The sequence below is a fragment of the Streptomyces sp. NPDC051677 genome, assembly GCF_044453465.1.
Classification (GTDB): domain Bacteria; phylum Actinomycetota; class Actinomycetes; order Streptomycetales; family Streptomycetaceae; genus Streptomyces.
Genome location: NZ_JBITCT010000080.1, coordinates 1 through 26169 on the forward strand (window position 1 = coordinate 1; position 26169 = coordinate 26169).

22 protein-coding genes and 3 pseudogenes are annotated in these 26169 nt (G+C 68.7%); 9 read left to right on the forward strand and 16 right to left on the reverse strand.

What is annotated here, in order from left to right:
• The first annotated feature begins 225 nt into the window (after positions 1-225).
• From ACIBAF_RS45865 to ACIBAF_RS45885, 5 genes are all read left to right on the forward strand, one after another.
• Positions 226-2070, forward strand: a complete 1845-nt coding sequence (locus ACIBAF_RS45865; protein WP_399472194.1) for a glycoside hydrolase family 35 protein — start codon at positions 226-228, stop codon at positions 2068-2070.
• Entirely contained in the window at positions 2070-4556 is a 2487-nt protein-coding gene (locus ACIBAF_RS45870) for a beta-galactosidase (RefSeq protein ID WP_399472195.1), read from the forward strand. Before ACIBAF_RS45865 ends, ACIBAF_RS45870 begins: the two co-directional genes overlap by 1 nt.
• Before the next feature lie 133 nt (positions 4557-4689).
• The gene (locus ACIBAF_RS45875; RefSeq protein ID WP_399472197.1) at positions 4690-5775 is read left to right on the forward strand and encodes a LacI family DNA-binding transcriptional regulator; all 1086 of its coding nucleotides are present in this window, start codon (positions 4690-4692) and stop codon (positions 5773-5775) included.
• Between the two features lie 151 nt (positions 5776-5926).
• Positions 5927-6571, forward strand: a complete 645-nt coding sequence (locus ACIBAF_RS45880) for a hypothetical protein (RefSeq protein WP_399472199.1) — start codon at positions 5927-5929, stop codon at positions 6569-6571.
• Between the two features lie 262 nt (positions 6572-6833).
• On the forward strand, positions 6834-7892 hold the full coding sequence (locus tag ACIBAF_RS45885) for a hypothetical protein (protein ID WP_399472201.1): 1059 nt from the start codon (positions 6834-6836) through the stop codon (positions 7890-7892).
• 110 nt (positions 7893-8002) lie between these two features.
• Here the strand turns inward: ACIBAF_RS45885 and ACIBAF_RS45890 are convergent, their stop codons facing one another.
• Entirely contained in the window at positions 8003-8371 is a 369-nt protein-coding gene (locus ACIBAF_RS45890; RefSeq protein WP_399472203.1) for a VOC family protein, read from the reverse strand.
• Between the two features lie 63 nt (positions 8372-8434).
• Here ACIBAF_RS45890 and ACIBAF_RS45895 point away from each other — a divergent pair, with 63 nt between their 5' ends.
• Positions 8435-8899, forward strand: coding sequence for a MarR family winged helix-turn-helix transcriptional regulator (locus tag ACIBAF_RS45895; RefSeq protein ID WP_399472205.1), 465 nt, complete (start codon positions 8435-8437; stop codon positions 8897-8899).
• Between the two features lie 464 nt (positions 8900-9363).
• Here ACIBAF_RS45895 and ACIBAF_RS45900 read toward each other — a convergent pair whose 3' ends face one another.
• The 3 genes from ACIBAF_RS45900 to ACIBAF_RS45910 all read right to left on the reverse strand — a co-directional run bounded on the left by ACIBAF_RS45900 (position 9364) and on the right by ACIBAF_RS45910 (position 11366).
• Positions 9364-9780 (reverse strand): type II toxin-antitoxin system VapC family toxin, encoded by a 417-nt coding sequence (locus tag ACIBAF_RS45900; RefSeq protein ID WP_399472207.1) that lies wholly within the window; start codon positions 9778-9780, stop codon positions 9364-9366.
• Complete coding sequence (locus ACIBAF_RS45905) at positions 9777-10040, reverse strand: CopG family transcriptional regulator (RefSeq protein ID WP_399472209.1); 264 nt, start codon at positions 10038-10040, stop codon at positions 9777-9779. Before ACIBAF_RS45905 ends, ACIBAF_RS45900 begins: the two co-directional genes overlap by 4 nt.
• A 306-nt stretch (positions 10041-10346) precedes the next feature.
• Positions 10347-11366, reverse strand: a complete 1020-nt coding sequence (locus ACIBAF_RS45910) for a GIY-YIG nuclease family protein (protein WP_399472211.1) — start codon at positions 11364-11366, stop codon at positions 10347-10349.
• A 347-nt stretch (positions 11367-11713) separates the two neighbouring features.
• On the opposite strand from ACIBAF_RS45910, the pseudogene ACIBAF_RS45915 reads away from it, so the two are divergent.
• Positions 11714-12064 (forward strand): annotated as a pseudogene (locus tag ACIBAF_RS45915) (integrase); the annotation flags it as partial.
• A gap of 49 nt (positions 12065-12113) precedes the next feature.
• Here ACIBAF_RS45915 and ACIBAF_RS45920 read toward each other — a convergent pair.
• Positions 12114-12821 carry a hypothetical protein gene (locus ACIBAF_RS45920; RefSeq protein WP_399472213.1) on the reverse strand — a complete coding sequence of 236 codons (708 nt, stop codon included), beginning with the start codon at positions 12819-12821 and terminating at the stop codon, positions 12114-12116.
• Between the two features lie 79 nt (positions 12822-12900).
• Here ACIBAF_RS45920 and ACIBAF_RS45925 point away from each other — a divergent pair.
• Both ACIBAF_RS45925 and ACIBAF_RS45930 read left to right on the forward strand, forming a co-directional pair.
• Positions 12901-13203, forward strand: a pseudogene (locus ACIBAF_RS45925) (site-specific integrase); the annotation flags it as partial.
• A gap of 497 nt (positions 13204-13700) precedes the next feature.
• Positions 13701-14588 (forward strand): DUF5655 domain-containing protein, encoded by an 888-nt coding sequence (locus ACIBAF_RS45930; RefSeq protein ID WP_399472215.1) that lies wholly within the window; start codon positions 13701-13703, stop codon positions 14586-14588.
• 277 nt (positions 14589-14865) lie between these two features.
• Here ACIBAF_RS45930 and ACIBAF_RS45935 read toward each other — a convergent pair whose 3' ends face one another.
• The 11 genes and pseudogenes from ACIBAF_RS45935 to ACIBAF_RS45985 all read right to left on the reverse strand — a co-directional run.
• Positions 14866-17100 carry a hypothetical protein gene (locus tag ACIBAF_RS45935; protein WP_399472216.1) on the reverse strand — a complete coding sequence of 745 codons (2235 nt, stop codon included), beginning with the start codon at positions 17098-17100 and terminating at the stop codon, positions 14866-14868.
• 224 nt (positions 17101-17324) lie between these two features.
• Entirely contained in the window at positions 17325-18692 is a 1368-nt protein-coding gene (locus tag ACIBAF_RS45940) for a DUF317 domain-containing protein (RefSeq protein WP_399472218.1), read from the reverse strand.
• A 52-nt stretch (positions 18693-18744) separates the two neighbouring features.
• Positions 18745-19008: pseudogene (locus ACIBAF_RS45945) on the reverse strand (replicative DNA helicase); the annotation flags it as partial.
• Between the two features lie 241 nt (positions 19009-19249).
• The gene (locus ACIBAF_RS45950) at positions 19250-20167 is read right to left on the reverse strand and encodes a bifunctional DNA primase/polymerase (protein ID WP_399472220.1); all 918 of its coding nucleotides are present in this window, start codon (positions 20165-20167) and stop codon (positions 19250-19252) included.
• Between the two features lie 50 nt (positions 20168-20217).
• Positions 20218-21489, reverse strand: coding sequence for a DNA cytosine methyltransferase (locus ACIBAF_RS45955; protein WP_399472232.1), 1272 nt, complete (start codon positions 21487-21489; stop codon positions 20218-20220).
• 5 nt (positions 21490-21494) lie between these two features.
• On the reverse strand, positions 21495-22367 hold the full coding sequence (locus ACIBAF_RS45960) for a hypothetical protein (protein WP_399472222.1): 873 nt from the start codon (positions 22365-22367) through the stop codon (positions 21495-21497).
• Positions 22368-22390: 23 nt separating this feature from the next.
• Positions 22391-23353 (reverse strand): alpha/beta fold hydrolase, encoded by a 963-nt coding sequence (locus tag ACIBAF_RS45965; protein ID WP_399472224.1) that lies wholly within the window; start codon positions 23351-23353, stop codon positions 22391-22393.
• A 358-nt stretch (positions 23354-23711) separates the two neighbouring features.
• Entirely contained in the window at positions 23712-24395 is a 684-nt protein-coding gene (locus ACIBAF_RS45970; RefSeq protein ID WP_399472226.1) for a hypothetical protein, read from the reverse strand.
• Positions 24396-24460: 65 nt separating this feature from the next.
• Positions 24461-24970 carry a hypothetical protein gene (locus tag ACIBAF_RS45975; protein WP_399472228.1) on the reverse strand — a complete coding sequence of 170 codons (510 nt, stop codon included), beginning with the start codon at positions 24968-24970 and terminating at the stop codon, positions 24461-24463.
• Between the two features lie 5 nt (positions 24971-24975).
• The gene (locus ACIBAF_RS45980) at positions 24976-25386 is read right to left on the reverse strand and encodes an XF1762 family protein (RefSeq protein WP_399472229.1); all 411 of its coding nucleotides are present in this window, start codon (positions 25384-25386) and stop codon (positions 24976-24978) included.
• A gap of 42 nt (positions 25387-25428) precedes the next feature.
• Positions 25429-26169: type IV secretory system conjugative DNA transfer family protein (locus tag ACIBAF_RS45985; RefSeq protein ID WP_399472230.1), on the reverse strand; the 741-nt coding region annotated here is incomplete at its 5' end.

The following is a 26169-nucleotide window of genomic DNA, read 5'->3' on the forward strand; positions in this document are numbered from 1 at the left end:
CCCCCCCCCCCCCCCCCCCCCCCCCCCCCCCCCCCCCCCCCCCCCCCCCCCCCCCCCCCCCCCCCCCCCCCCCCCCCCCCCCCCCCCCCCCCCCCGACCCCACCCACCACCCGCCGCGCCGCCTCAAGCCAACCCCTGCCTCCGACCCCACCCCACGGCCACCCCACCCCACCCCACCCCACCCCATCCCACCCCAGCCCGCTCGCCCCGAACGAAGGGACCCGCATGCCCGCCCTCACCACCACAACCGACGGCTTCCTCCTGCACGGCGAACCGTTCCGCATCCTCTCCGGCGCCCTGCACTACTTCCGCGTCCACCCCGACCAGTGGGCCGACCGACTCCACAAGGCCCGCCTCATGGGCCTGAACACGGTCGAGACGTACATCCCCTGGAACCTCCACCAGCCAGACCCCGACACCCTGGCCCTGGACGGCCTGCTCGACCTACCCCGCTTCCTCCGCCTGGCCGCCGCAGAGGGCCTGCACGTCCTCCTCCGCCCGGGCCCCTTCATCTGCGCCGAGTGGGACGGCGGCGGCCTCCCTCACTGGCTCACCACCACCCCCACCACCGACACGCCCACCACCCCCACCACCTCCACCCCCGACACCACCCCCACCCCCGACACAGACATCCGCCTACGCACCAGCGACCCCCGCTTCACCGCCGTGATCGACCGCTACCTCGACCTCCTCCTCCCCCCACTCCTGCCGTACATGGCGGCATCCGACGGCCCCGTCATCGCCGTACAGGTGGAGAACGAGTACGGCGCCTACGGCGACGACCCCGCCTACCTCAAGCACATCGAGCAGGCCTTCCGCACCCGCGGCATCGAGGAACTCCTCTTCACCTGCGACCAGACCGACGGCGACCACCTCAAGAACGGCACCCTCCCCGGCGTCCTGGCCACCGGCACCTTCGGCAGCCGAGTCGACGAGTCCCTGGCCCGCCTCCGCGAGGCACAGCCCCAGGGCCCCCTCATGTGCGCGGAGTTCTGGATCGGCTGGTTCGACCACTGGGGCGGCCCGCACCACGGCCGGGACGCCGACCAGGCCGCCGCCGACCTGGACCGACTCCTCTCCGCAGGCGCCTCCGTCAACATTTACATGTTCCACGGCGGCACCAACTTCGGTTACACCAACGGCGCCAACCACCACCACGCCTACGCCCCCACCGTCACCTCCTACGACTACGACGCCCCGCTCACCGAATGCGGCGATCCGGGCCCGAAGTACCACGCCTTCCGCGAGGTGCTCGCCCGCCACACGAAACTCCCCGCCGAGCCGGTACCGGCCCCCGCCCCCAAACTCCCGCTCACCACAGTCCAGTTGACGAACAAGACTCCCCTCCTCGCACACCTCACACCCCCCGTACGGTCCACGGACCCCCTCACCGCCGACGACCTGGGACAGCGAGCCGGGTACGTCCTGTACCGCACCACCGTCCCGGACGAGGGCGCCGGCCTCCTCCACTTCACCGGGGGAGTAGGCGACCGAGCCCAGGTCTTCCTGGACGGCGCCCCCGTAGGCGTCCTGGAACGCGAGCGCTACGACGAGACGCTCCCCGTCCACGTCCCCCGCCCCGGCGCCGTCCTCGACGTCCTCGTGGAGAACATGGGCCGGGTCAACTACGGCCCCCGCATCGGCACCCCCAAGGGCCTGCTGGGCCCGGTCACCTACGCAGGCACCCCCCTCCAGAACTGGGACTGCCACCCCCTACCCCTCACGCAACCCCCCACCACGGCCACAACCCCCACGCCCGCCCCCACGCCCGCCCCCACCCCGACTCCGACCACGGCGGCAGCCCAACCCACCTTCCACCACGGCAGGTTCGAGGTGGAAACCCCCGCCGACACCTTCCTCTCCCTCCCCGGCTGGACCAAGGGCCAGGCCTGGATCAACGGCTTCCACCTGGGCCGCTACTGGAACCGCGGCCCCCAGCGCACCCTCTACGTCCCCGCCCCCGTCCTCCGCCCCGGCGCCAACGACCTGGTCCTCCTCGAACTCCACGGCACCACCACCCCCGAGGCCCACCTCACCGACACCCCCGACCTCGGCCCGAAGCAGCACTGATGTCCACACATCCACACCCCACACCACCCCCGCATCAAGCCCCCACCCACACCCCCACCCGCACCCGCATCCCCACCCCCTCCGCACCCCCACTCCGCAACCACCTCCCCTTCACCGACGCCCCCATCACCCCCGACCCCATCGGGGTGACCAGCCGCTGGCTGACCCGAGGCGGCCGCCCCTGGTTCCCGGTCTCGGGGGAGTTCCACTACTCCCGCTACCCCGCGGAGGAGTGGGAGGAGGAACTCCTCAAGATGAAGGCGGCCGGCATCACGGCCGTAGCGTCGTACATCATCTGGATCCACCACCAGGAGACAGAGAACGGCATCAGCTTCGACCCCGACCGCAGCCTCGACCTACGCCGCTTCGCCCAGCTCTGCGCCCGCCACGGCCTCGACTTCATCCCCCGCATCGGCCCGTGGTGCCACGCGGAGGTCCGCAACGGCGGCCTCCCCGACTGGGTGCTGGCCCGCACGACGGCCCCCCGCACGGACGATCCGGCCTACCTGTCCGCCGTACGCCCCTGGTTTGAAGCCATCGCCACTCAACTCCATGGCCTCGACCGGGCGAACAACGGCCCGATCATCGCGATCCAGATCGAGAACGAGCTCTACGACCGCCCCGCCCACCTCCTGACCCTGAAACGCATGGCCCAGGAGACAGGCCTCACCGCACCCCTGTGGACCTCGACGGCCTGGGGCGGAGTCCACCTCCCCGAAGACGAACTGCTCCCGCTCTACGGCGGCTACCCGGAGGCCTTCTGGACCGAGGCCGACGGCGGCTGGCCCGACACCTGCCGCAAGCATTTCTTCTTCACCCACCAGCGCGACGACGAGGGCATCGGCGCCGATCTCCGCCCGACGACCGTACGCGGCACGGACCCGTCGTCGCACGCGGACCGATTCCCCTGGGCCACCTGCGAGTTGGGTGGCGGAATGGCCGTCGCCTACCACCGCCGCCCGCGCGTCGACGCCGCGGACATCGGCGCCCTCGGACTCACGAAGATCGGCTGCGGCTCGGTCTGGCAGGGCTACTACATGTTCCACGGCGGCACCAACCCCACCGGAGCCCTGACACCCCTCCAGGAGTCCCACGCCACCTCCTACCCCAACGACCTCCCCGTCCTCACGTACGACTTCCAGGCCCCACTCGGCGAGTACGGCCAGTACCGCCCGTCCTACGACGAACTCCGCATCCAGCACCTGCTGTTGGCGGACTTCGGCGAGGTGATCGCCCCCATGCGATCGGTGCTGCCGGACGACGCGCCGCGAGGCCAGCACGACCGCGACACCCTGCGCTGGGCGGTCCGAAGCGACGGCCGGGCCTCGGGCTTCCTCTTCGTCACCAACCACCAGCCGCACGAACCACTCCCGGACCACCCGAACACGACCTTCACGGTCGCGTTCCCCGAGGCCCCGCCGCTCACCCTCCCCGGCACCCCCGTCACCGTCCCCGCGGGCGCCTACTTCTGCTGGCCCCTGGGCCTGGAAGTGGCGGGCCTCCGCATCGATTGGGCCACCGCCCAGCCGGTGTGCACGGTCGAGGACGACGACGGCGGCACGGTCCTGGTCCTGGCCGCGACGGACGGCATCGCCCCCGAACTGGCCCTGGACGCACGGACGGTACGGCGCGTCACCGGAGCGGGTTCCATCCGGACGGAGGGCGACCGCACTCTGATCACCGACCTGCAACCCGCCACCGCCACCGCCACCGCCACCGTGACCACCGCCGACAGCGACGGAGTAGTGAGGACGGAAACGACGGCCGGCGACCGAGTCTCCTTCCTGGTCCTGGACGCGGCGACGGCCCGCACCGCCTATAAGGGCGAGGCCTGGGGAGCCCAACGCCTGGTCCTGTGCCCGGACGGCGTGATCTTCGACGAGCACCGAAACGAGGTACGCCTCCACACCCGCACCAACACCTCCACCTCCCTCTCCGTCCTACCCGCCCCACCCCGCCCACCCAAGGCGCGCGGAGCGACAGTGCAGGAGAGCCGGCACGGACCCTTGACCCATTACACCCTCCACCCCCACCACTCCCTCCACCGGGAACCCGAGCCCGCCCCGCTCACGGAACCCACCCTCACCCTCCTGCGCCCGCCCGGCCCACCCCCCACCCCTCGAACCGGCCCCCTGAACCGCGCGAGCGCCCCGGCGGACGAGCACTACGACGCCGTAGCGGCGCTGTACCGCGTGGACCTGCCACCGACGGCCCCGAAGGGCACGCTGCTGCGCCTGCACTGGGCGGGAGACGTGGCACGCGCGTACGTGGGGGAGACGCTGGTGGCCGACCAGTTCTTCACGGACACCCCGTGGGACATAGCCCTGGACCGACTCCCACCCGGAAAACCCCTACTGGTGAAGGTGCTCCCCTTCGCCCCCAAGGCGAAGGTGCACGTCCCGGGGAAGCCCCCCGCACCCGGCAAGGCGGAACTGACCCGCGCAGAGTGGCTAAGCCCCCGAACCTGGACACTCACCCAAGACTGACCCCACCGCTCCGCTCCCCTACCTCCTCTCCTCCCCCCTCCCGTCCCTTCCTCTCCTCTCCCACTCTTCCGACGGCGGCCTATCCTGTGGCGGACCAGCCCAGGACAGGCCGGATGGAAGAAGAGTTCCCACCATGACCCCAAGCGCCGCCGACGGCCCGGCGACCAAGGGCCGCAGCCGACGCAACTTCGCCGGCGCCCGCCCCGTGATGGACGACGTCGCGAAACTGGCCGGCGTCTCCAAGCAGACGGTCTCCCGGGTGCTCAACGACAACCCGGCCGTCCGCGCGGAGACCCGGGAAGCGGTCCAGGCGGCCATGCGCACCCTCGGCTACCGCCCCAGCAGCAGCGCGCGCTCACTGGCCAGCGGCCGCACCCGCATGCTCGGCGTGATCTCCTTCGACGCGGCCCGCTACGGCCCCGCATCGACCCTGACCGCGATCAACGCGGCCGCGCAGGAGGCGGGTTACCTGGTGAGCTCGATCGCCCTGGACACGGCCGACAAGGACACCGTCGTACGCGCGGCGGACCGCCTCTCCGCAGAGGGCGCGGACGGTGTGATCGCGATCGCCCCCCAGCTCTGGGTGGCCCGGGCCCTGGCCGAGGCCCATCTGGACACCCCCTTGGTCGTCATGGACAACGACCTCGGCGACGGCACCCCCATGGTCACCTCGGACGCCCGCACCGGCGGCCGCAAGGCGACGCAGCACCTGCTCTCCCTCGGCCACCCCACGGTCCACCACCTCGCGGGCCCGACGGGCTGGACCTCGGCGGACCGCCGAGCGGAGAGCTGGCGCGCCACCCTCAAGGCGGCCGGAGCCGAGATCCCCACCCCCCTCTTCGGCGACTGGAGCGCGGACTCCGGCTACGACCTGGGCCGGAATCTGGCGAAGGACCCGACCCTCACCGCGATCTTCGTCTCGAACGACCAGATGGCCCTGGGCGTCCTACGCGCCCTGAACGAGGCGGGCCGCCGAGTCCCGGAGGACGTCAGCGTCGTCGGCTACGACGACATCCCGGAGGCGGCCCACTTCCTGCCCCCACTGACAACGATCCGCACAGACTTCAAGGACATCGGCACCATCGCCCTCCACACCCTCCTCAACCACATCGACACCCCCTCACCCCCCGCCCCGCCCTTGACCCTGATCCCCGTCACCCTCCACATCCGCCACAGCACAGCCCCGCACCCTCTGAGCCAGATGCGAGACCAGAACTGAGACCAGAGCGCCAGGTCGATCACCGTGGGGCCGTGCGGTTCGGGTGAAACCGCAGCGCATGGCGCAGCGTCCTGATGTACAAGACCGGGAGAACGTATCCGAGTTACGCCATCTCGGGCCTTTCTGGATGGATCAGATCGGATGGTTCGACATGGCACACCGAAACCGTTCCCTGTCCCGCGGTGTCGCTCTGGGCATGGCCGCCGCGGCAGTGGCGCTGCTGACGAGCTGCACGCCGAACAGCGACACCGCGCACAGCAGCCCTCCGATGACCGCGCAAACCCCCTCTTCGCCGGCCGCGGCGAGCGAGGCGGCAGGCGGTTCGACGTCCGCGCCGACAGGCGGGCCGGCGGTCGGATCGGCGGGTGGGCCGGCGGGCGGGTCGGCCGGCCACACAACCGCCGGCTCCCCGGCCAAGACCGGCGGCTGCCGGTCATTGCCGGCGTCGCCCACCGTCAAAGCTGGCGTCACGGCGGCCTACCGCAGCCAGGCCCAACCGCCCCTCAGCCACATTGCCCCGGTCAAGGGCACTTTCTACTACGGCAGTTGTGACGGCATCCGCTACGCCGGAACCCGCTTCCAGCTCACCCCCGGCAGCACGGAGGCGGAGCAGGTCGCCCTGCAGGACGAAGGAGCCGCGATGAAGTACTTCGTAGACCGCCCCGGCACCGGTTGGAGCTACGCGGCCAGCGACGGTTTCCCCGCCGATCCTCAGGGATGTGCCGCCATCACCCAGATCCCGGCCCGCCTCGCCGCTCTGTGGAACGACTGCCGTTCCACGACGGCACAACCCTGACCTCCTGAGCCGACGGCCATTCCATCTCTCGATACTTGAATTATCGACGGTGTGATGGTGGTTACGAGGTGCATCTGAACCGCGACGCACTTAGCATGAAATATGCGGCAGCGCACGCGGGCGCGGAAAAAACCGAGGCACGAAAAAACCGACGCACGGAAAGAACCGACGCGCGGAAAGAGCCGACGCGCGGAAAGAGCCGACGCGCGGAAAGAGCCGAGGTAGTCCTGATCAACTCCAGGAGCGACGGGAGGCGGCATTCATGCCCTCCACCAAGAATACGGTTCTGGACGCGGATAAAGATGTAGCTGGATACACCAGATCGTCGTGGTGGCAGCGTACCGTCGCACACGTCGCAGAACTTCAGTGTCAACTCAACCGGATTAAGTCGCTCAACCCTCAAGGGCTTGCGCCGCATGAGCAAGAGATTGCGACCAAGATTGAAACGCATCTCAATGCTGCACGACAGGCGGCGAATCGTAAAAAGAATCCGTGGTCGATGATTTCTGGGGCAGATATAGACCGCGCATTCGCCAATATACATAGAGCGGAAACAAAGATCCTTCGCCTCACCCCTAAGGAAGAGCTGGGCGAATTGGGTCCACTCGTGTTGGCGAACGCCCGACAACATCTGGGTGACGAAGACCCTCGCCGCGCCAAACTGGAGGAACAGCTCAGGGGTAACGGTCACAGACTCACCGAAGAGATGCGTGAACTTGCCATCACGACGCTGCTGGCCGCTCAGATGGCAGAAGAAAAGGAGCGGGCGAGGGCTCGGAGTTTCCGAAACATACTACTGGTCTCCGTCGCGGCAACGGCCGTCATTGCTGGACTTTTCCTTCTCTGGGGTTTTTTGTCGCCATCGTCGATCGTGTCAAACGTCTGCTTCACTCCCGCCCCGAACAAACCTCAGGTGTGCCCGATCGGCACCTCGGAAACCGGTCAGGACCTGTTGATCGTAATGGCGTTCGGTTCAGCTGCGGCGGCCTTTGCGGCGGCAGTCTCCCTGAAAGGGATTCAGGGGACGTCTACTCCGTATTCGGTCCCCATGATGCTAGTGCTCCTCCGGATCCCGGTAGGGGCCTTGGCTGCACTGATGGGTCTTGTTCTGATCCATGGCGGTTTCATCCCAGGCCTTTCAAGTCTGGACAACGGGCCGCAGATCATTGCTTGGGCGATCCTGTTCGGCATACTGCAGGAGAGCGTCACGCGGATGGTGGACCGACAGGGTAAGGATGTCCTCAATAACGTACGTGGAGCCGAACGCGAGTTCCAGAAGGGCCCACGTAAAAAATCTGACGCGCCGCGAGAAAAAGGCTGACAAGAAGCGGTTCCCGCCAACCGAGAACGCCCTGCCGTGGAAGGCGGCAGACGGGCGAACGCACGATCGCCCGCCCAGCACCCGACACGGCGCCGCGCTAGCCGCTGTTATCAGGCACGGTCGTGGAGAGTGACCTGGTAGCCGTCGGGGTCGGCGAAGGTGAATGTCCGGCCGAAGGGGCCGTCAATCGGTGCGGAGACGATGGTGTGGCCGTCGGCGACGAGAGCATCGTGGATGGCCTGGACGTCGGTGGCGTGGAGCCAGATCGCGGCACCGATGCCGGGCTGGGCAACGGATGCGAGATCGGTGCCGGGAAGAACGTCGCGGAGTGCGAACGCGATCGGCTTCGTCTCGAAGACGACGGCGTGCGGAGGTCCGGCCTGCGAGCGGACGAGGCCGAGGTACTGCTCGTAGAACGCCTGCGAAGCGTCGAGGTCGCGCGCCTGGAGCGAGATGAAGTCGGGGCCGGTGGCGGGCATGATGATGCTCCTTCTCTTCGTGTCAGATTTCTGACACGGGCCAACGTATGTCAGAATCCTGACATGAGTCAAAACGGTGACGGCGTCGACCTGGACAAATCACTGGGCTATCTGCTGAAAGAGGCTTCCAGCGCCCTGCGCGCAGCCATGGAGGAGGTGCTGCGGCCGCTCGGGATGAACGTGACGCACTACTCCTGCCTAGAGCTGCTGGCGCAACGGCCGGGCTTGTCGAACTCCGAGCTCGCGCGGGGCGCGTTCGTGACACGGCAGACGATGAACGTGCTGCTCCAGGCCCTGGAACGAGAGGGCTACGTGACCAGGCCCGCGGAGGCGCCCGTCGGGAAGGTTCTTCCCGCACGGCTCACGGCTCGCGGCCGACAGAGCCTGGAGAAGGCGACCGTAGCGGTCCGGTCCGTCGAGGTCAGAATGCTGGCCGGCATGACCGAGACCGAGCAGTCAGCCGCGTTCCGGATCCTGCAAAGCATGATCCACTCCCTGCGCGACGGCAACGGCAACGACGGCGCTTAGCTCGTTCCTCAGCGCACGTCTCGTCGCGCCCGACAGGAGTGCAGCCGAGCATGAAAATCCGTGCAGGCGACCTCGACGAGAGACAGGGGGGAAGAGGTAGGCGACCACATGGGCCCGTAACGGCGTGCGCCTACGACACCTCGCCGACCGTCTCGCAGAGGCTCGAACGTCGCTGTGGATCTGGTCCCCTGGACTGCGAAGCGGCTGATCGGCTTGCTGCCCGTGCCAGGAGACGCCGTACGCCGAGGAGTCCGCGTGACGGTCTTCGTCCGCGCCCTACGGCACGGGCCAGAAAAAGCAGACCGATCTGGTCAAGCACTTGCGGAAAGTCGTGCCGACCGTCGTCTCCGTCAATGTCATGCATCAGAAGATCGTCGTCATCGACGAACACAAATTCCTTGGCAGCCCTGCGGTGGGGAGCGCCGAAGGGGATCGGTATCGGTACCGCAGGCGAGAGTCGATGCTCAGACCTTGATGACGGTGATGCGAGAGCCGCACAGGGCGGTTAGGTCCTCGGGGTCTGAGGTGAGAACCGTCGTCGGGCCGGGGGCGGCGAGGGCGGTGGCGCTGAGCATGGCGTCGATGGCGTACTTGTGGCCGTGGAGGCCGGCGTCGGCGAGGAGGGTGGCGGCGTGGCGAGCGATGGGCTCGGTGACCGGTTCGATGACGAGGCGGGAGAGGGTCCATTCCAGGGCCGGGCGGTTGATCCGGGGATGGACCACTTTCACGAGGGTGGCCGCGGAAGTGATCACCCGCAAATCGTCGGCGCGAGCGAGGGCGAGCCAGCCGGTGACGGTGCGGTCGCGGAGGACGGCCTTGGCCAGCCCTTCGCTGTCCAGGACCAGGGTGCCGCCGGGGGTAGCGGGGGAGGGGCGGGTCACGCGGCGTTCGTCCCGCCTTGCGTTTGCTGCCGGCGGGCTTGGTGGAGCTGGTCGCGCAGGGCCTGGATCTCTTCGTCGGTGATGGGCCCATGCTCGGCCTCGGCGACCTGGATCAGCTCGTTGAGATTGTCCCGCTCGATCTGGCGCGCGACGGCGGCGGCGACATAGGCAGACAGGCCCGAAGGGCCGCTGCGGGCCTTGGCGGCTTCGGCGATGTCGCGGGGCATGGTGATTGAGTACTTGCCGGTAGGGTCACTCATGCTACTCATCCTACCTCTGATCCTCCCTGCATCGAGTGGGACTGGCGCAGGGAACCGTCGAGTCGCTTATTGCGGATGGCTCCATCCTTGGCTGGGTCGTTGCTGGCCGGGGCTTGATGCAGGCATCCAGGACGTTCACCGGAACAGAAAGGTGGTGGACGTCATGAGGAACTAGCAATCTCAGGCGCGCGGCGTCCCCGGGAGGAGGCGCGGCGGAAGGGCCGCGGCTGACCGACGCTCAGGGGGTGCTACGGACGTCAGCCCCCTGGCCGAAGACATGTCAACTGGTGGTCTCAGCCCGAGGGCCTATGCGCTGATGGACAACTCCCTTGCCCGTTTTCGGGCTTGAGCCCTCAGCCCCTTGAGGCGGCTGTGGAACGCGTTGTGGCGGTTCTGATCCAGGTTCAGCGGCAGGTCGAGTTGAGAGATGAGCTCCGACTCCATGGTCCATGGCTCGTCATGCTCGATCCAGCACACTCGGGCGCTCTTCGCCATCCACTGGCTGAGGGTGGCTTCCCCTGCCTTGCCGAAGGTCATGCGCTTGCCGCTGCCCACGCGGCGCAGCTCAAGTCCAAGTAGGCAGCCGAGACTGAGCCGCAGCGTCGAGCCGGCTGCGTTGCCACGATAGTGGTACCGCACGCGCTTGCGCAGGTTCTGCGTACTCGTCCGGTTCGCCATGTACCTCGGCGCTATGCCGACGTAGAGCAAGCGTCCGGCCACCAAGTCTGGGTGGGGCGCCTGCTTGAAGTGCCACCCGTAGACCCCTGCTGTGTTCGGCACGGGACTCGGCCGGCCCAAGACCTCTTCTGCTGTCCAGAGTCGGCCCGGGCGGGTGAGGGTCGTAGCGTCCATGGATCCTCCGGGACAGGGCTGGGCAAGCACGCTGCGGGGCAGACTACTTGGCGACACAAGCAGAGGAGCCATTGGGCAGTTGCAATGACGGCTACCCGGCCTATTAGGGGGAAATGTGAGCTTGGCTGTGCAACTTCCGGCCCTGATAGGCGTAGTGATTGGAGGTGTCGTTTCCTTCGCTGGCAGCGCTCTTTCTGAGCGCTTTCGGTGGAAACGTGATGTGCAACGGGAGTGGAGCCAGCGCCGGTTTGAGGCGTACCGGGAGTTGATCCATGTAGCCCATGTCCAGGTTGGGGCTGCACGTTCGCTTGGCACGACAAGAAACCTCCTTGAAGGTCCCCCACCCGTCTCCGTTGAAGACGGAATCAAGGAGATAGCCGACTCCGATAGGCGATTGGCGCTCGCGTACGAAACAGTACAAATGCTGGGCGATGAGCAAGTCGGTAGGGCTGCACATGCGTTCCGTACGGCCATTTGGCAGCTGAGCGACTATGCCCGTGGAGTGATTGACGCAGACTCAACGGAGTGGGAGAAGGCGTACAAGAGGTATCGAAAATCGCGCGACAATTTCCATGCGGCTATTCGTCACGATCTCGGGATAGCTGGGCGAGGTTATCAGAGGAATACTCTAAGCCTCTCCTCTCGGCCTCCCGCGATAGGGGACACGTGAGATTACGGTCCTCTCATCGTTGATCAGTTGCCTCTGAAACCTTCCCACAGAAGCCCCGCTTTGGGAGAGCGGCTGGGGCGTCCGGCTACTGACCTGCCGCTTCGGTACCTGATGCGGTGGCTGGCAAATTGACCGCACGCAACCGCTGTTGTACCGCGGCGCCTTGGCCGAGTATCGGAACGCCCTGACGGAGTTCCGCAATCAGCCCGGCGGCTTCTGGATCGCCGGGCCCGAACCATGCGCGGCCGAACACGCGCTCACCGGGGCGGTATCGCTGGAGTCGCTCACGTCCGTGACACTGCTGAGCGACGGCGCAACACGACTCGTCGACCGCTTCCAACTCACCACATAGCACGAGACGTTGACCGTGCTCGCCTCGTCCGGGCCCGGTGAACTGCTCCGCCGAGTACGGGAGGCCGAAGCCGGCGACCCTGAAGAACGACGTTGGCCACGGGGCAAGGCGCAGGACGACGCAACAGCCCTGCACTGGCTGCTGCCGTGACCACCCTTTGGGGCTGACACACTCGAACCTTGCATCAGTCATCGCATAATCAGGAGAGTTGGAGTACCGCGCATGAGGGGCCGTGAGTGGATCGTCCCTCACACCTGTCGTTCCCCTCGGCGTTCGAGGCGATGATCTGGATTCCCCACGCATTGCGCACAGCCGGGAGCGGCATGCTCATCTGGTGGTCGATCTCGCCCTTGTCGTTGGGCCTGAGGCTGACGCTGAAGAGGTCATTCGTCTCGGGTAGATCATTCTGGTTTGCGTCTACGGCAGTGACGTACACGTTGACACTCGCCCACTGATCAACCCCGTCCGCGTGGACGCCGAAGCTCAGCTTCTGATCGGATCCCTGGCCTGTGAGCGTGACGTCGGTAAGCGTTGGACGCCCGCTGCCACCCGCCGCCTGGGCCGCGCCGACGACCGCCACGCTCAAGGCCACCATGTAGAAGATGACTCCGAGCCCCAGGACGACGGTCTCCCAAATGTTGCCCCGCCGCGTCGGATGGATGAGCAGGGCGACGATGCTGCAAACGATGGCGACAATGGCGCTGAGTGCGGCCACGTAGATGGGCCATGACTCGTTGTTGAGCGCGACGAACACGACATCGCTCGTCAACCCCAGCGCAGTCATGACGCCGGCCACTGTGACCAGGGCACCGGCAAGGATCTTGGCGACATCGTCGAGGCGCTTGCCGACCTTGGCCTGGACGTCGTCGAGCGTGCGAGGTTCCTGGTCACCACCTGGCGGCTTCATCTGCTCATGGTGGGCAAGGTCGGGAGCATTTCGGCGCATCCGCGCAGGCGGTTGGTCCCAATAGCGGACTTGGCTCCCGGTTAGCTCGACGACCTACTGGCGTGTCTGGGACGAGGCGCGGCACCTGGCCCTCACTCCGGAACAGGCGGCGTCACCGCTGGCTGCCCGCCCGTACTACCTGCGGCACGCTGCGCTGTCGTCCTGGCATAACGCCGGCGTTGACCCCACCGAGGTTGCGGAGCGCGCGGGCAACAGCGTCGAGGTTCTGCTGGGCCGGTACGCGAAGTGCCTCGACGGTCGGCAGGACGTCGCCAATCGCCGGATCGCCGAACTCCTCGGGGAGGACGGCCACCAGGAGGACGAGCCCCGCGGCGTGACCTGATCCGACGCACGGCCGACACGCGCATCTGCGGCATGATGGCCCCTGGACTTCGGTCCGGGGGCCTCGTCGTTTCCTGGGGTCTACCTGCGGTTTTCTGCCCTGCGGCCAGTCCACGCATAGTCCACAGCCCCCGACATACAGCCGCTCCGAGCGGCACACGGCTGCACATACGCCAAGACCCCGTCCTCAGCGAAAGCGCTGGTGGCGGGGTCTTTGGGCACCTGAATCGAGGTGCCCCCGGCAGGATTCGAACCTGCGCACACGGCTCCGGAGGCCGGACGGTTCCCAGACGTTTTCGCAGGTCAGCGGGCTATCTGACGAAGTATTAGCCGCGCCGTCCCGCGTATGTCCCGCGATCTAGAAATGTCCTATTCTGACCTGCATGCCTCGATTGTAGGGTCCCGGAGATCTCCGGGACCAGGGTGCGGAGTACCCGGAAATAAATTCGACAGCCCCTGCTGTTGAGTGTCGGCCACACTGGCTGCACGGGAGGGGCGGTGCCGGACCTGAAGCTCTACAATACGAATGGCGGCGTGACGGAGGTCGCGCCGCGTCTTGCTGATGCCGAGGCCGATGTGCAGAGCATCGTCGAGGGAAACATGGAGAAGTTGCTCGGGGTCCGGTTCCTGGCAAGCGAGTACAGCACCGGCCCGGTCCACGGCGGCCGGATCGACTCGCTGGGCCTCGACGAGAACGGGGCTCCCGTGGTCGTCGAGTACAAGCGCGGTGTGGACTCCGGCGTCATCAACCAGGGGCTGTTCTATCTCGGCTGGCTGATGGATCACCGGGCAGAGTTCCAGCACCTGGTCCGCGACCGGCTCGGGGCCACGACCGCGGCCCAGGTGCTGTGGAGTGCGCCCAGGTTGATCTGCGTCGCCGGCGACTTCACCCGCTACGACGTGCACGCCGTACGCGAGCACCGCCGCAGCATCGACCTGGTCCGCTACCGATTCTTCGGCAAGGACCTGATTGGTCTTGAGACCGTGGCTTCCGTCACCGGGCGCACGCCGGCCCCCAAGCAGGTTCGCCAGCGCGCGGCAGGGCTGCCGCCGGTACGCGGGCACAGCGGGGTGCCGGCGGAGCTGGCGGAGGCGGTCGACGAGGTCTTGCTCGGCCTTGGGGACGGCGTCAGCCGGGTGCAGCGCAAGCAGTACCGCGCGTATCAGCGCCTGCGGAACTTCGCCTGCGTCTGCCCGCCGCAGAAGACCAAGCTCCTCGTCTACCTCAAGGTCGATCCGAGGGATGTGGACCTCGTGTCCGGTTTCACCCGGGACGTGACGGGGCTCGGCCACCACGGTACGGGCGACCTGGAGGTGCAGTTGCGGTCCGAGCGGGACGTGGAGCGGGCTGTGGACCTCTTCCGCGCGAGCTACGCGGCGGGGTAGCCGTCTCGTGCAGCCGCGGCGCGGATGTATGCGGGACTGCGCGGCTGTGGATGTTGTGGTGGTGGTGCCTTCCGACGTACGGGCAGGTAGTGGCGGTGGACCATCAATGATGCGGAGGATCGCCGGTTTGGCCAACCGGCGATCCTCGGCTATGTTGCGCCCCTCGGTCGCCGTGTTGGTGCCCGGGCGCGAGCGGCCTGGCCAGTCGGCAATCCTCTGGGCCCACGAGCATGGAGGGGCTGTGCGGGGGTGTCTGAAGCGTCCGCGCCGCGCTTGGTCACTCGGGGTGGCCTTGCTGGTCCGGTGGCGGAACAGGCAGTGGCCAGTACGCGGTGTCTCGCTTGCCGTCCAGGGCTTCGAGTAGGACGTCCTCGGACAACTGCAGGGCCGGGGCGCAGCGCAGGAGCTGGGAGGGTGTGACGGGAGCACCGTCGAGCCAGGCGGTGACCAGCGGTTCGGGGAGGATAGCCGCCTCGGCGAGCTGGGCGCTGTTCATGCCGAGATGGTGGGTGCGGTGACGCAGCAGGCCGGCTGTGGTGAGGTCCCGTGCGAGTTCGCGCAGCCGAGCGGGCAGCACGTCGTAAAGCTGCTGGTCCAGGGGTGGCGTGGGCGGGCCGCCTCGAAGGCGGTCCATGGCGGTGTGCCCGTGGTTGGCCAGGATGTACTTGGCGCAGTCCTCAAGGAGGGCGACGGCCCACTCGCGTGCCTCGCGGTCCGTACGGTCGGCGCTCAGACGCCATGTGCGCGTGTATCCCTGAAGGCAGAAGTCGGGGTCGACGAGCAGCAGCCCCGTCGTGACGGCACCGGCGCGGGGGTTGAGCGGCCAGATGTCGAAGGGCACCACGGTGTCGGTGCCGAAGAGCCGTGTGAGGAGACGGTCCAGGCTTGCGGCCATCGCGATGGCGCACGGCTCGTCGAAGAAGCGGCGCTGGGCAAGGCCAGTGAAGTGCTCGAATTCGGCACGGAGCCCGTCGGGCAGCTTGATGGCCGGGTCCACCCCGGCGGACGGGACGGGAGCCTCGGCCAGGGCTGGGGCGCTGGCGAAAAAGACATCGGGATCCGCCTCGGCGAGGCGTGCACGGACCTGGTCCGTCAGGGGACGAGGGGCGCGGGGCCGGATGTTACCGAAGGGCGCGAACCAGGCGCGGGGGCGTAGGTCTCCGGTGCCGGCCTGCTGACTTACTGGGTGGTCGGGGTCGGCGGCGATGCCAGCGAGGGCCTGGTCGTAGTGGAGCAGGACGTCTTCATCCTGGAGGAAGGCTTCCCGCCAGTGGTTGAAGGTGCGGTGGCGGACGGTGAACCGGTCGCCGGGCGGCAGGCCCAAGTCGTGGGCGTACCCATAGTTGTCGTCGAGATAGTCCAGGACCGTCTGGGCCTCGGACAGGATCAGGTGGAACGCGAGTTCCTCGGCGGTGCAGGTGGGCAGTGGGGCACGTCCAGACCGCAGGTCATCGGCCAGGTTCTGGACCGCGCACACCATGGCCAGGCGCCAGGCGGCGGACTGGCCGTCACACAGCGGCGGCAGCTGGAGGAGGAAGGACTCCTCCAGCTCCCAGGCGTCCTCCTCTTCGTCGGGGCGTGCGAAGACCCGGTCGCCGTGGGCGAGCAGGTCATGCCAGCCCCGCTCGGCCACCATGTCGGCGGCCACCGTCAGCAGCCTGGCCGCCAGCGGGGTCAGGGTGTCCGCCATCGTCCGCAGCCGGGGACGCAGCACATCGCTCTCGGCCGCCTGCCACGGGTCGAAGTCGTCGCCCAGCCCCAGGAGATGCACGGCCTGCTCGGTGCTGGGCAGCCCTGACGGTGCAGGGCTCTGCTCGGGAGTGTTGGCCCAGTGCGGGTGGCCTCGCTCGGTGTCCCGGGGGCACGTGATGCCGTAGGGGGAGAACCAGTAGACGGGGGCGTCCCATCCGCCTTCGGGCTCCGCAACCGCGTCCGCCTCGCTGCCGTCTGCAGTCTTCTCGGCGGAGGCCCGCGGTTGGGCCTCGGGGATGGTGTATTTCGCGCCCTCGACGACGAACTCCCATGCTTCCTCTTCGAAGTACGGGAACCGGTAGGAGGATTCGTTCGTGCCCGAAGGGACGGGCACGCCGAACGCGGTCAGTTCCTCGTCGTCGGCCGCGCACATCCGGGGCGCTGCGTCCAGCATGACTTTGAGCGCCCAGGTCTCAGCCTGGCAGCGCGGTAGCGGGGCGCGCCCGGCCGCGAGATCGTCGGCCAAGTCCCAGAAGGCGCGCGCCACATCCCGGCGGAAGGTATGGCCCTGGCCGTCGCATGCCTCGGGCAGCAGGTTCAGCACTGCCGTGGCGGCGTCTTTCTCGCCGCGGTCGAAGGGACGGTCTGCGTAATAGGCGGCGTCGCGGTAAGCGCAGACGGCCAGCATGCGGCCAGCCGTCATCAGCAGTCCGGCCTCGAACGGCCGCAGGTACTCGCCGAGTTCGCCGTGGGGCAGCTCGCCGAAGAACTCGGCCTCTTCGGTGTAAGCGCCGAAGGGGCCATCCGTCGTGCCGGCCATCTCTCGCCCGTCCTGCCGTCCGCCCTGAGCTAGCACGGACAGTCTGGCAGGGCAGCGGCATGGGCCGCGCCGGTACGGCGGGAGTCCACCCGTACGGGACGAAGCATCCCGGGTGGTCACCAATGTTGGAGCTTCACGCGTTTCCGCCATACGAAAGCGGTCGTTCGTAGGGACCCGCTGCACAGCCTTCTGAACTGCGGAGACCCGCGATCGCTCAAGCCCCGTCAGCGGAATCGGCTGGGCTGTGCCGTGGTGGCTGTCGGAAATGGTGCCGTGGGGGTGGTGGTGAGGCGGGCCTTGTGCCCGCGGCCAGGCTGGGCCTGGCGCGTGCCGGTCTCGTGGGCGAGGGCCTCGGAGAGATCGGCCAGCAGCGAACTCGGGGTGTGCGCGGACGCGGTGACACTCCAGGTGGGCCGGTCGCGGTCGGGGCCGGCCCAGACGGTCCAGGTGGCCAGGTTCTGGCTCGGGTACTGGGCGGTGAAGGCGTCGAACTGGACGCCCGCGGCCCCGTCGGGGGACGTCCAGCGGATCCAGCGCCCGTCCACGGTGTGCTTCCATCCGGCGTCGGAGAGCGGCTGGGTGGCCAAGGTGACCATCTTCTCGTCCACTGGGGCGCCGATGGCCGTGTCCCAGCCGTCGCCGTCCGCGAGGTGGGTGAGCAGATCCTGCAGCACGGGGGCGGGGGTGGCGCCGGTCGCCGTGAGGACCCACATGCGGTCGGAGACGGGTGTCTCGTAGGCGGCCACGGTCCATGCGGTCTCGTGGGCGGGGGCTTCGTGGACGCGCTCGATGCGCAGGGTCTGCGACTCGTGGATGGCGTGCGTTGTCTCATCTGACCAGGTCCGCCACTTCTCGAACTCGCCGTGCGCGTCGAGGAAGGTGTCGAGGAGCGCATCGTGGTCGCCGACATCGGCCAGGTAGACGGGCACAGTCTCCGGCTCCGGGCAGGAGGGTTCGGACTTGGCCGTGGTGACGTCGAAGACCGAGCTTGCTTCGATAGCGGCGCGTTCGGTGTCGGTCAGGGGTGCCGGGCCGGGGCGCATCTCGGCCGCGTGTGCTTTTTCGAAGGCGAGCAGGGCTTGGGCGGGTGAGTCGAAGGTGTCGGCAACTTGCCGCAGGTGGTCCTCGCCGTGGAGGTAGACGGACTTGCCGTTGCGGCTGAGGTAGGTGCCGACCGCGACGGTGGTGTGGCCGTCGTGGGCGTGGGCGTGGATGAGGAGCTGGCCGTGGCGGATGTCGTCGTGGATCTTCTGGGCCTCGTTGGAGATCTCGCGGATTTCGCTGCGGGTGCACCAGGACATGGGGTAGTTGGCCCAGGTCCATTCCTCGTCCATGGCCTTCTGGAGCCGAGGGGTGATCTCGACGGTGATGCCTTCGTCGGAGAGGTGTTGGGCTGTGTCCTTGGCCCAGTAGGGCTCCTCGTGGTCTATGCGGACCAGGACCAGGACGTTGTCGGCGATGACGGTCCAGTCGGCTGCCTCCAGACTCAGGTGGGCAACGTGAACCTGGGTGCCGGTCAGGACGGCGGTCACGGCGCTGGGATGGGTGGGGTGGGTGTCAAGGCGGACGTGGGCGTCGATGGGGGCAGTCACGTTGGGGCGCCGTCTTTCTGCTGGTGGCCGGGCCTTGGGTCCGGCCACTGGCCTATGCGGGGTGCTGTCGGGCTGCTGGCGCGCGGTGCGGGCGGTGTTGCGCGGCCGTGGTGGGCGCGGGGCTTGGTCGTGGAGTCGGGACTGTGCTGGTGGCGTGCTGCCAGCGGGTGCGGATGGCGCCGATGACGAGTTGGAACGGAGTGTTCACCGGGTCTGCGGCGTATGCCTCGATGCGTCGGCCGGTGTGATCGGCGGTGGCCAGGAGGTTGCGCTGCAAGGCGCCTTCGTCCCAGTGCTCCACGGAACCAGCCGGTTCGGTCGGCGCGCTGCGACTGCCAGTGATCACCTGAAGCGGAGTGTCGGACGGGTTTTCGGTGAACGCCTGGATCTGCCGGGCCACGCCGTGGGCGTGGACGGCGTCAGGTCCGCTGAGGGCCGTCGTGACCGCGCTGGGGTGGGGGTGCTCGTAGAGATGGGCATAGGGGGCGGTGCCGGGGCGGGGCATGGAGTCTCGACTCACCTGATCCGGCTGGCGAGGGGGCGGCCGGATCAGAGGGTCAGTGGAGGGCTCGGGATGCAGGTCGTGATGGCGTGGGTTCCGGGGGCTTGGTTACAGGGCTGGCGCGGCCGGGGTGGGTGCGATTTCGCGCGCTGGCTATGGTGCGGGCGGCACCGCGTTCTGGGTGGCCGGCGTCGATGGCGGCTTGAAGCAGAGCATCGGCGGCGTCGGCGGGGTCATCGGCTGCTTCGTAGGCACGGCAGGCCGCCCAGTAAAGGCGGTTGTTGAGCTGACCGTCCGGTGAGTCGCGTACGAAGCGCACGAGGGGTTCGACGCTGTGGGATCCGGTGCTGCGCGGGGGTGGGGTCGCGACCGGCGGCCGGGGCGGTTGCATCAGGTGGAGCAGTGGCAATGGTGCGGGGGCGGGGCCGCTGGGGTGGCCTGGAAGCGTCTGGTAGGCGCCCTTGAGGCTGGTGGAGCCGGGTCCGACGAGGTAGCCGCCGCTGCCGCGGACGTCGATGCCGGGGCCCAGGCGGCTGGCCGAGTTGGGGATGGCCACGTGTGGGGGTGCGGCGAGCCAGAGGTGGCGGCCCCCGCTCGGGGTGGCGATGGTGGCGGTGTCCGGAATGTGGAAGCCGTGCCGTGTGGCCAGGTCGGTGAGGGCGGTGATGCCGTCCAGGCCGTTCTTGCGATCGAGGTCGAGTCCGATCAAGTGGTGTGGGGGCCGTCCGCAGGCGATGCCGTATCCGGTGGCGCGGCGGGCGGCCCGGAACAAGGCCCGCACGGTGTCCGCGTCGGTGGAGGAGTCGTGGACACCGTGGCCGAACTGCCCGCACTCGCCGCGACAGGCGCGGTCGGGGTGGGGGTTGCGGATGACGGGCTGCTTGAGCGGCCCGAGGGGGAAGACGGCCAGCCCGCGCTCGGCGGCCGTGAGCGCGTGGGTGAGCGCCGAGGACCAGGGAGCGGAGTGATTCATGGGGTGCCCTTCGGTGATCGTGGCGGTGGCAGAGCGCGGGCCCGCAGCTGTCAGGTCGCCAGGGTGAAGTCGTCGGGGGCGAGGGTCTTGCCGAGGTGCGGGGCGAGAAGGTGGCCGGCGAGCAAGGGTGGTACGGCGTTGCCGATCTGCGAGAACTGCTGGCCCTTGTTCCCGGCCCAGGGGTAGTCGGCGGGGAAGGTCTGTAGGAGGCCGGCCTCGCGGGCGGTGATCCGGATCGGCTCCGGCACTGCTGCTGCGTCCGTGTCCTCGGTTGGAGACGAAGCCGGTGCGGCGATCCAGGTGCATTCGTTCGCCCGGTGCCCGAAGAACAGCGTGCCGGCCGGCTCGGACAGCGGACGGACGGTGGCGTTGGCCTGGTTGTTGCTGCGCAGGGACCAGGACCAGCGGTGGGCCTCGGCGGTGAAGGTCGGCGCCGGAGCGTCGGCGTTCCTGTTCTCGCGTGTGCCGTGCCGGGCCTTCCATCCAGTGCCTTCCCGGCGGGACTGCAGGACCACACCGTCCGGCCTGGGCATCCAGGTACCGCGTTCTCGGGCGTCGGAGAGTGTCTTGCGGGAGCCAGACGGGAACGGTTCGGGTCCGCCGCCAGGTCCGCCGCCGGCGCAGACGGTGGGAACGGGCCGGTCGGTCGCGCCCCATCCCAGGGCCTCGGCCATGCTCACCCAGCGGGCGCGGCCCGGCCCGAACAGTGATTCCGGCTCGGCGACTTGGGAGTGCGTGGGCGCGGGAGGCTGTGCCGTACGGACCCGGGAGGCGAGGAGGATGGCCCGCCTCCTGGTCTGCGGAACGCCGAAGTCGGCGGCGTTGAGGATCCCGTACCAGACCGAGAATCCCCATCCGCGCAGGACGGCCGCGTACTGCTTCCACAGGGGCAGGACGTCCGGCACCTCCTCCATGGCGACCCAGTCGGGCTCGCCGACCGCGTTCAGAGCATGCAGGTAGCGCATGGGCTCGGCCGCGAGCAGGGAGCGCTCGTCGCGGCACGCGGCGAGGAGGCGTTCGCGTGTGTCACGTCCGGCGGCCAGGTCCTCGACCGCCGCGTGTACCAGCGGCTGGTCCACCAGCCCGAGGCGTTTGCCGGCCATGCTCCATGCCTGGCACGGAGGGGAGGCGATCAGCCCGCGTGTGCGACCGATGAAGGGCCACGTCGGATACATCGCCACGTCGGTCCGGACCGTCAACTGCCCGGCAGCGACACGGGTTTTGCAGGCCCACTCGTCCCATTCCAGGCCGACGTCACCCACGCCGAGGACTCCTAGCGCTCTGCTCCAGCCGCCGGGGCCGGCGAACAGGTCGAGGATGATCCGTCTCAAGATGCCAGCCCGAAGTCGCCCTGTACTGGCTCGCCTTCACCCCGGCAGGCCCAGGGAGAACAGCCATCGGCCACACCGTTCTCCAGCTCCTCGACCGTGGCTGCCCGGTCGTCGAGCTCCTGCTGACGCGCTGCCCACTCGGCGGCCGTGACGTGATCGATGGGGGCCTGATCGAGCGGAACGCGGGAGCGGTGCAGGAACGCCTGGCCGAGCAGCGGGTTCCCGGCGGCGTTCGCGCGGGCGTTGCCCTGGCGGATAGCCACGTCGAACGCGACAACGTCCGCCCATTCCTCAGGGCTGGTATCCCGGATATTTCTCCACTGCTGATTTCCGTGAAATGGGCAACCCAAGCAGCTCGATTTTGGCGTATCTTCCAGCCCTATGGAGGTCAGGTAGCGGACGCAGTCCGCGCGGGACCAATTGAGGTCGATGAGTGGGTGCCGGTTACGCATGTACTTGACGTCGGAATCTTTGGCCCGGTGGAATTCGTCGGTGGAGATGCCGACCCACTGCTCGACGAACAAACCCTTCGGGATCCGCAGCGGGTAAGGGTATCCGAGGAGTTCACGCACCTTTCTCTTGATTGGCTTTATTTTGTATTCTCCGGTGCATTGCCGCCTGGTCATACCAGGTTTTCCGTCCTTGTTCAGGACGTAGAGCGGCATCGACGCAAACCTGTGGTCGGGGTCCAGGGCATCCTTGCGTATGTTTCCGGACGATACGCGGAGAACGGGTATGCCTGCGGGTCTGGCTATTTCTCGCTCCAGCCGGTCGAGATGGGAATAAACGGCTCTCGGTTCCCAGCCCGTGTCGGCGAAAATTGCGTAGTCGACCTTCGGGAGTATGCCTTGTGCGGAGAGGGCGAGCATGGCGCTGGACTGGATACCGGCACCTAGTGAAATTGCCCGGAAGGCAGGGAGTTCGGAAATGATCGGTCCTGGGGGTGAGGAGGGTGGGGGCTCGGTTCGGCGGCGAGGCGGGCGATGCGGTCGCTGATGAGCGCGGGGTGGCGGATGGGCAGCGCGTGCGTGGTGCGGGGGAGGATCTCCAGGCGAGCGGCCGGGAGTTGTGCGGCCAACTGCTTGGTGTGGGCGGCGGGGATGTGCCGGTCGTCCGCGCCGGCCATCAGCAGCAGCCGCTCGCCGAACTGGTTGAGCACGGTGGCGTCGCGCGGCTGGTAGCGGCGCAGGCACTGCCACAGGTCGGCGAGATCACGGGTGTGGGTGTGGCGGATGCCGTGGCGGCACCGCGGTGGCCCGTCGGCCGGCCGGTCGGGGTGGGGCGCGAGGCCGTAGGCGTGTGTTTTGGGCAGCCGTCGCCGCAGGAAGTCCACCGTGCGGGGCGCCCGCGTGCAGGTCAGGGCGGCGAGGCTGCGTCCGGCGGCCAGAAGCCAGGCGCGCGGATCGCGTCCGGGCAGCACGGTCGCACCGCGTGCGGTGGCCGACAGCAGCACCATGCCCCGGATGCGGGCCTGGTGTTGGGGGTGCAGGGCGGCGAGTTCCTGCAAGACGAGGGCGCCCAGGGAATGGCCGGCGAGCACGAGCGGCCCGGCGGGGACGACGTGGGTCAGGATCTGGTGCAGATCGTCGGCGAGCTGCCGGATCGTCAGCGGTGCCTGGCCGCGCGGGGTGTGACCGTGCGCGCGCTGGTCGTAGCGCACGACGCTCAGGCACAGGCCGGTCAGGTGCCGGGCGTGGACGCGCCACAGATCCGCGGTGACGGACGCGCCGTGCACCAGCACGACCGTCGCGCCGCCGGGACGCGGGCGCACAGGGGTGTCGCGGTAGACGGACAGGCGAGTGCCGTCCGCGGCGGAGACCGACAACACCTCGGTGGCAGAAGGCGGGTTGCGCACAGGTAGGACTCCCAAAGGGGGGGATCAGTAGGGGGCAGCCGTTCGCCGTCCGCGCCGGATTGGTGGACCGGCCGTTCGGCACCGCGCTGCGTTTGCCGCCGTACAGGGGTGGCAGGCGGAGACCGGGGAGGCGATCCCGAAGGAGCGCGGTCAGTCAGCGCCGTACGGCTGTCGCCTTCGGCGGCGTGCTCGGACGGCCGAAGGGGGTGCCGCATGCTGAGTACCGGCTCGTACCACGGCCGGCTGGTGCCGTTGCCGTAGGAGGCGGCGAGGAGGCGCTTGTGGCTGGGCTGGTGGTGGGCGAGCGCGCGGTGGCCTTCGGCCGCTGTGTCGCGCTAGATCCCGGCGGCGGACTTGTTCAGCGGCGCGGGCCCGGTTTGACGGCGGGGGCGGGCGCGGGTGTCGTGCCGGGTGGCCTGGCGGTGGTCGGGCGGCTGATGGCGGCGGCCAGGGCGGTGGTGCCGGCGGCGGTGAGACGGACTCGATCTTGAAGCGGTCCGCCCGCGTAGGCGGAGGACGCGGAGTTCGGGACGCGCGCGGCCAGAGCGTTCGCCTCCAGCGACCGCAGTGTGCCGATGAGTACGCGCTCGTCGCGGTAGTGGACGTACTGCCGTCCCAGGGAGCGGGTGGCCACGACGTGCCCGCAGGCGATCTCCCACAGGGCGGTGCGCTGCGTGGCGGTCAGCTGGTGGTCTGGAACATCGGTGGTGCTCCAGCGTCGGCGTCGGATTTCGTGGGCGATGCTGTCGGCGCAGCTCATGGCGGCTTCGGGGGCCAGGGCGGTCAGGGTGCGCGCCATGGGAAGACGGTGGTCCGTGGAGGCGCTGCTCAGGAAGGCGAGCTGCTGGAGACGGACCACCGCGTCCGACAGCTCGTGACTTTCGTAGAGGCGTTCGTCGGTGACTGCTTTGATGGCGGTGCGGGTCGCGGAGGCGAGTCGCTGGGCAGAGGCGACGTGGGCGTCGGGCTCGGACTGCGATCCGGCTCGCAGGAGGCGGTCGAGCGTGTCGTTGTGCTGCACGTACTGGTCTGCGAGCAGCATGAGCCGTTCAACCGGCGTCGGTGGCGGGGCCACTTCAAAGAGAAGGCCATCGGCGGGCGGTGCCGTCATGCGCGGCGCCGGATAGCCGGGGCGGGCAACGGGGCTGGGGTGGGTGCGCTCGAAGCAGCGGGGATCCGCGGCACCTCCAGCGCGGTGCGGGCTGCTGCCAGGGCCCGCCTGGCGTCGTCGAGGTGGATCCGCAGGCGGCTGTGGTGGTCCAGCGAGTCGAGCTGTTGCTGGAGCGTGTCCTGCGCCGTGGTGGTGAGGGTGATGAGCGGGGCGAGGGCCTGGGTGTAGTGGGCGATGGCCCGCCCGACGTGGCCGGCGCTCGCGCCGAGGATCTCGGCGGGCGGGAGATCGGCGATGTTCGCGGCCAGCTGGTATTCGACGTCGGCGGCCATGCCCGCGGCGAGGTGGCACAGCAGGCCGATGTGCCGCGCGGCGTTGAACAGGCCGGTGCCGTCCACGGTGATGTGGTGGTCGCGGATGTCCGCGGTCACGGCGTCTACGGCCTGGCGCGGGGACATCTCGTCGAGGTCGGCGGGTTCGTAAGTGTGCAGGGCATCTCCAGACATGTGTGTCAGGGGGCTTGCCACAGGAAGCGGGCGATGTGGTCGGTGCCGTGGCCGGCCCGAGGCCGGGAGGGGGTGTGCCATCCGGCCCGGGGCGGGCGGCCGGCGATCAGGCCCCATCCCGCGCCGCGCAGGGACGCGCCGCTCACGCCCGCCTGGGCAAAGGTGATCAGGCGCTGGTAACCGAGGGCTTTCGCCGCGCGCCACGATGCTCCGTACCGCACCGAGTTGGCGTTGCGTGCGCCGTCGCTGGCGGTCCGGGTGACTTCGAGGGTGGTGCCGTCATCAAGGTGGCGGGCAACCGGCCGGCCGACGATAGCCACGGCGCGCAGCGTGCCGGTCTCCTCGCGGCTCCGACGGCGAAGATCTGACCTGCGGGCGGCGGGTGATGGCGGTGACCAGGCGCGCACGAAGTCCATCGCCTCACGTGAGCACCGGCACCAGGTGCAGCCGGGCGGCGTTCACACGGCCTTCCCGAAGTCGGACTGCGTCGGCGCGTGCTTCGCCACGGCGCGAGCGGTGATCGCCTTGGACGCGCGGGACGACGCCGCGGACAGCTCCTCCGCTCCGGGCTCCAGGTACCACGGACGCAGGTCCAGCATGGCGGCCCGCATACCGGTGGCGAAGCAGAGCGCGGTGCCCTTGGGGAGGGCACGGATGGCGTCGGCGGGCAGGATTCGTTCCTGCCGCATGCTGACCGAGGTCGACTTGCCGGACTCCGAGTGCGAGGTGGAGGTCGTCTCGACGTCGTGGTCGCCGATCAAACGGCTGAGCTTGTCCGCGAAGTCCGGGTCGTCGATCCCGGAGCCGATGACCTTGACGGTCGAGGCGGACCACATGGCGTCCATTCCGGCGTCCGACCACACTTTCTGGCCCTGGCGGTAGGACTGCAGGATCGTGATCGGGATGATGCCGCGCGACCCGAGGTGCGAGTACAGGTCCGGCAAGTCGCTGATCTTGCACACGTTGGCGGCCTCGTCGAGGATCGCGAGCATGGGCGGGTCGAGGCGCCCGCCGGCGCGTTCGGCCTGCGCGGTCGCGGCACGCATCACCGAGTCCGCGCACGCGGCGATCAGCGCCGAGGCGCCGCCGCCGCCGTCCTTGCTGAGCAGGAAGAGCGTGTCGGTGGAGGTCACGAACGCAGACGGCTTGAACTCAGCGGTGTCCTTCTGCGGGGTGACCCACGCGGCGATCTCGCTGTT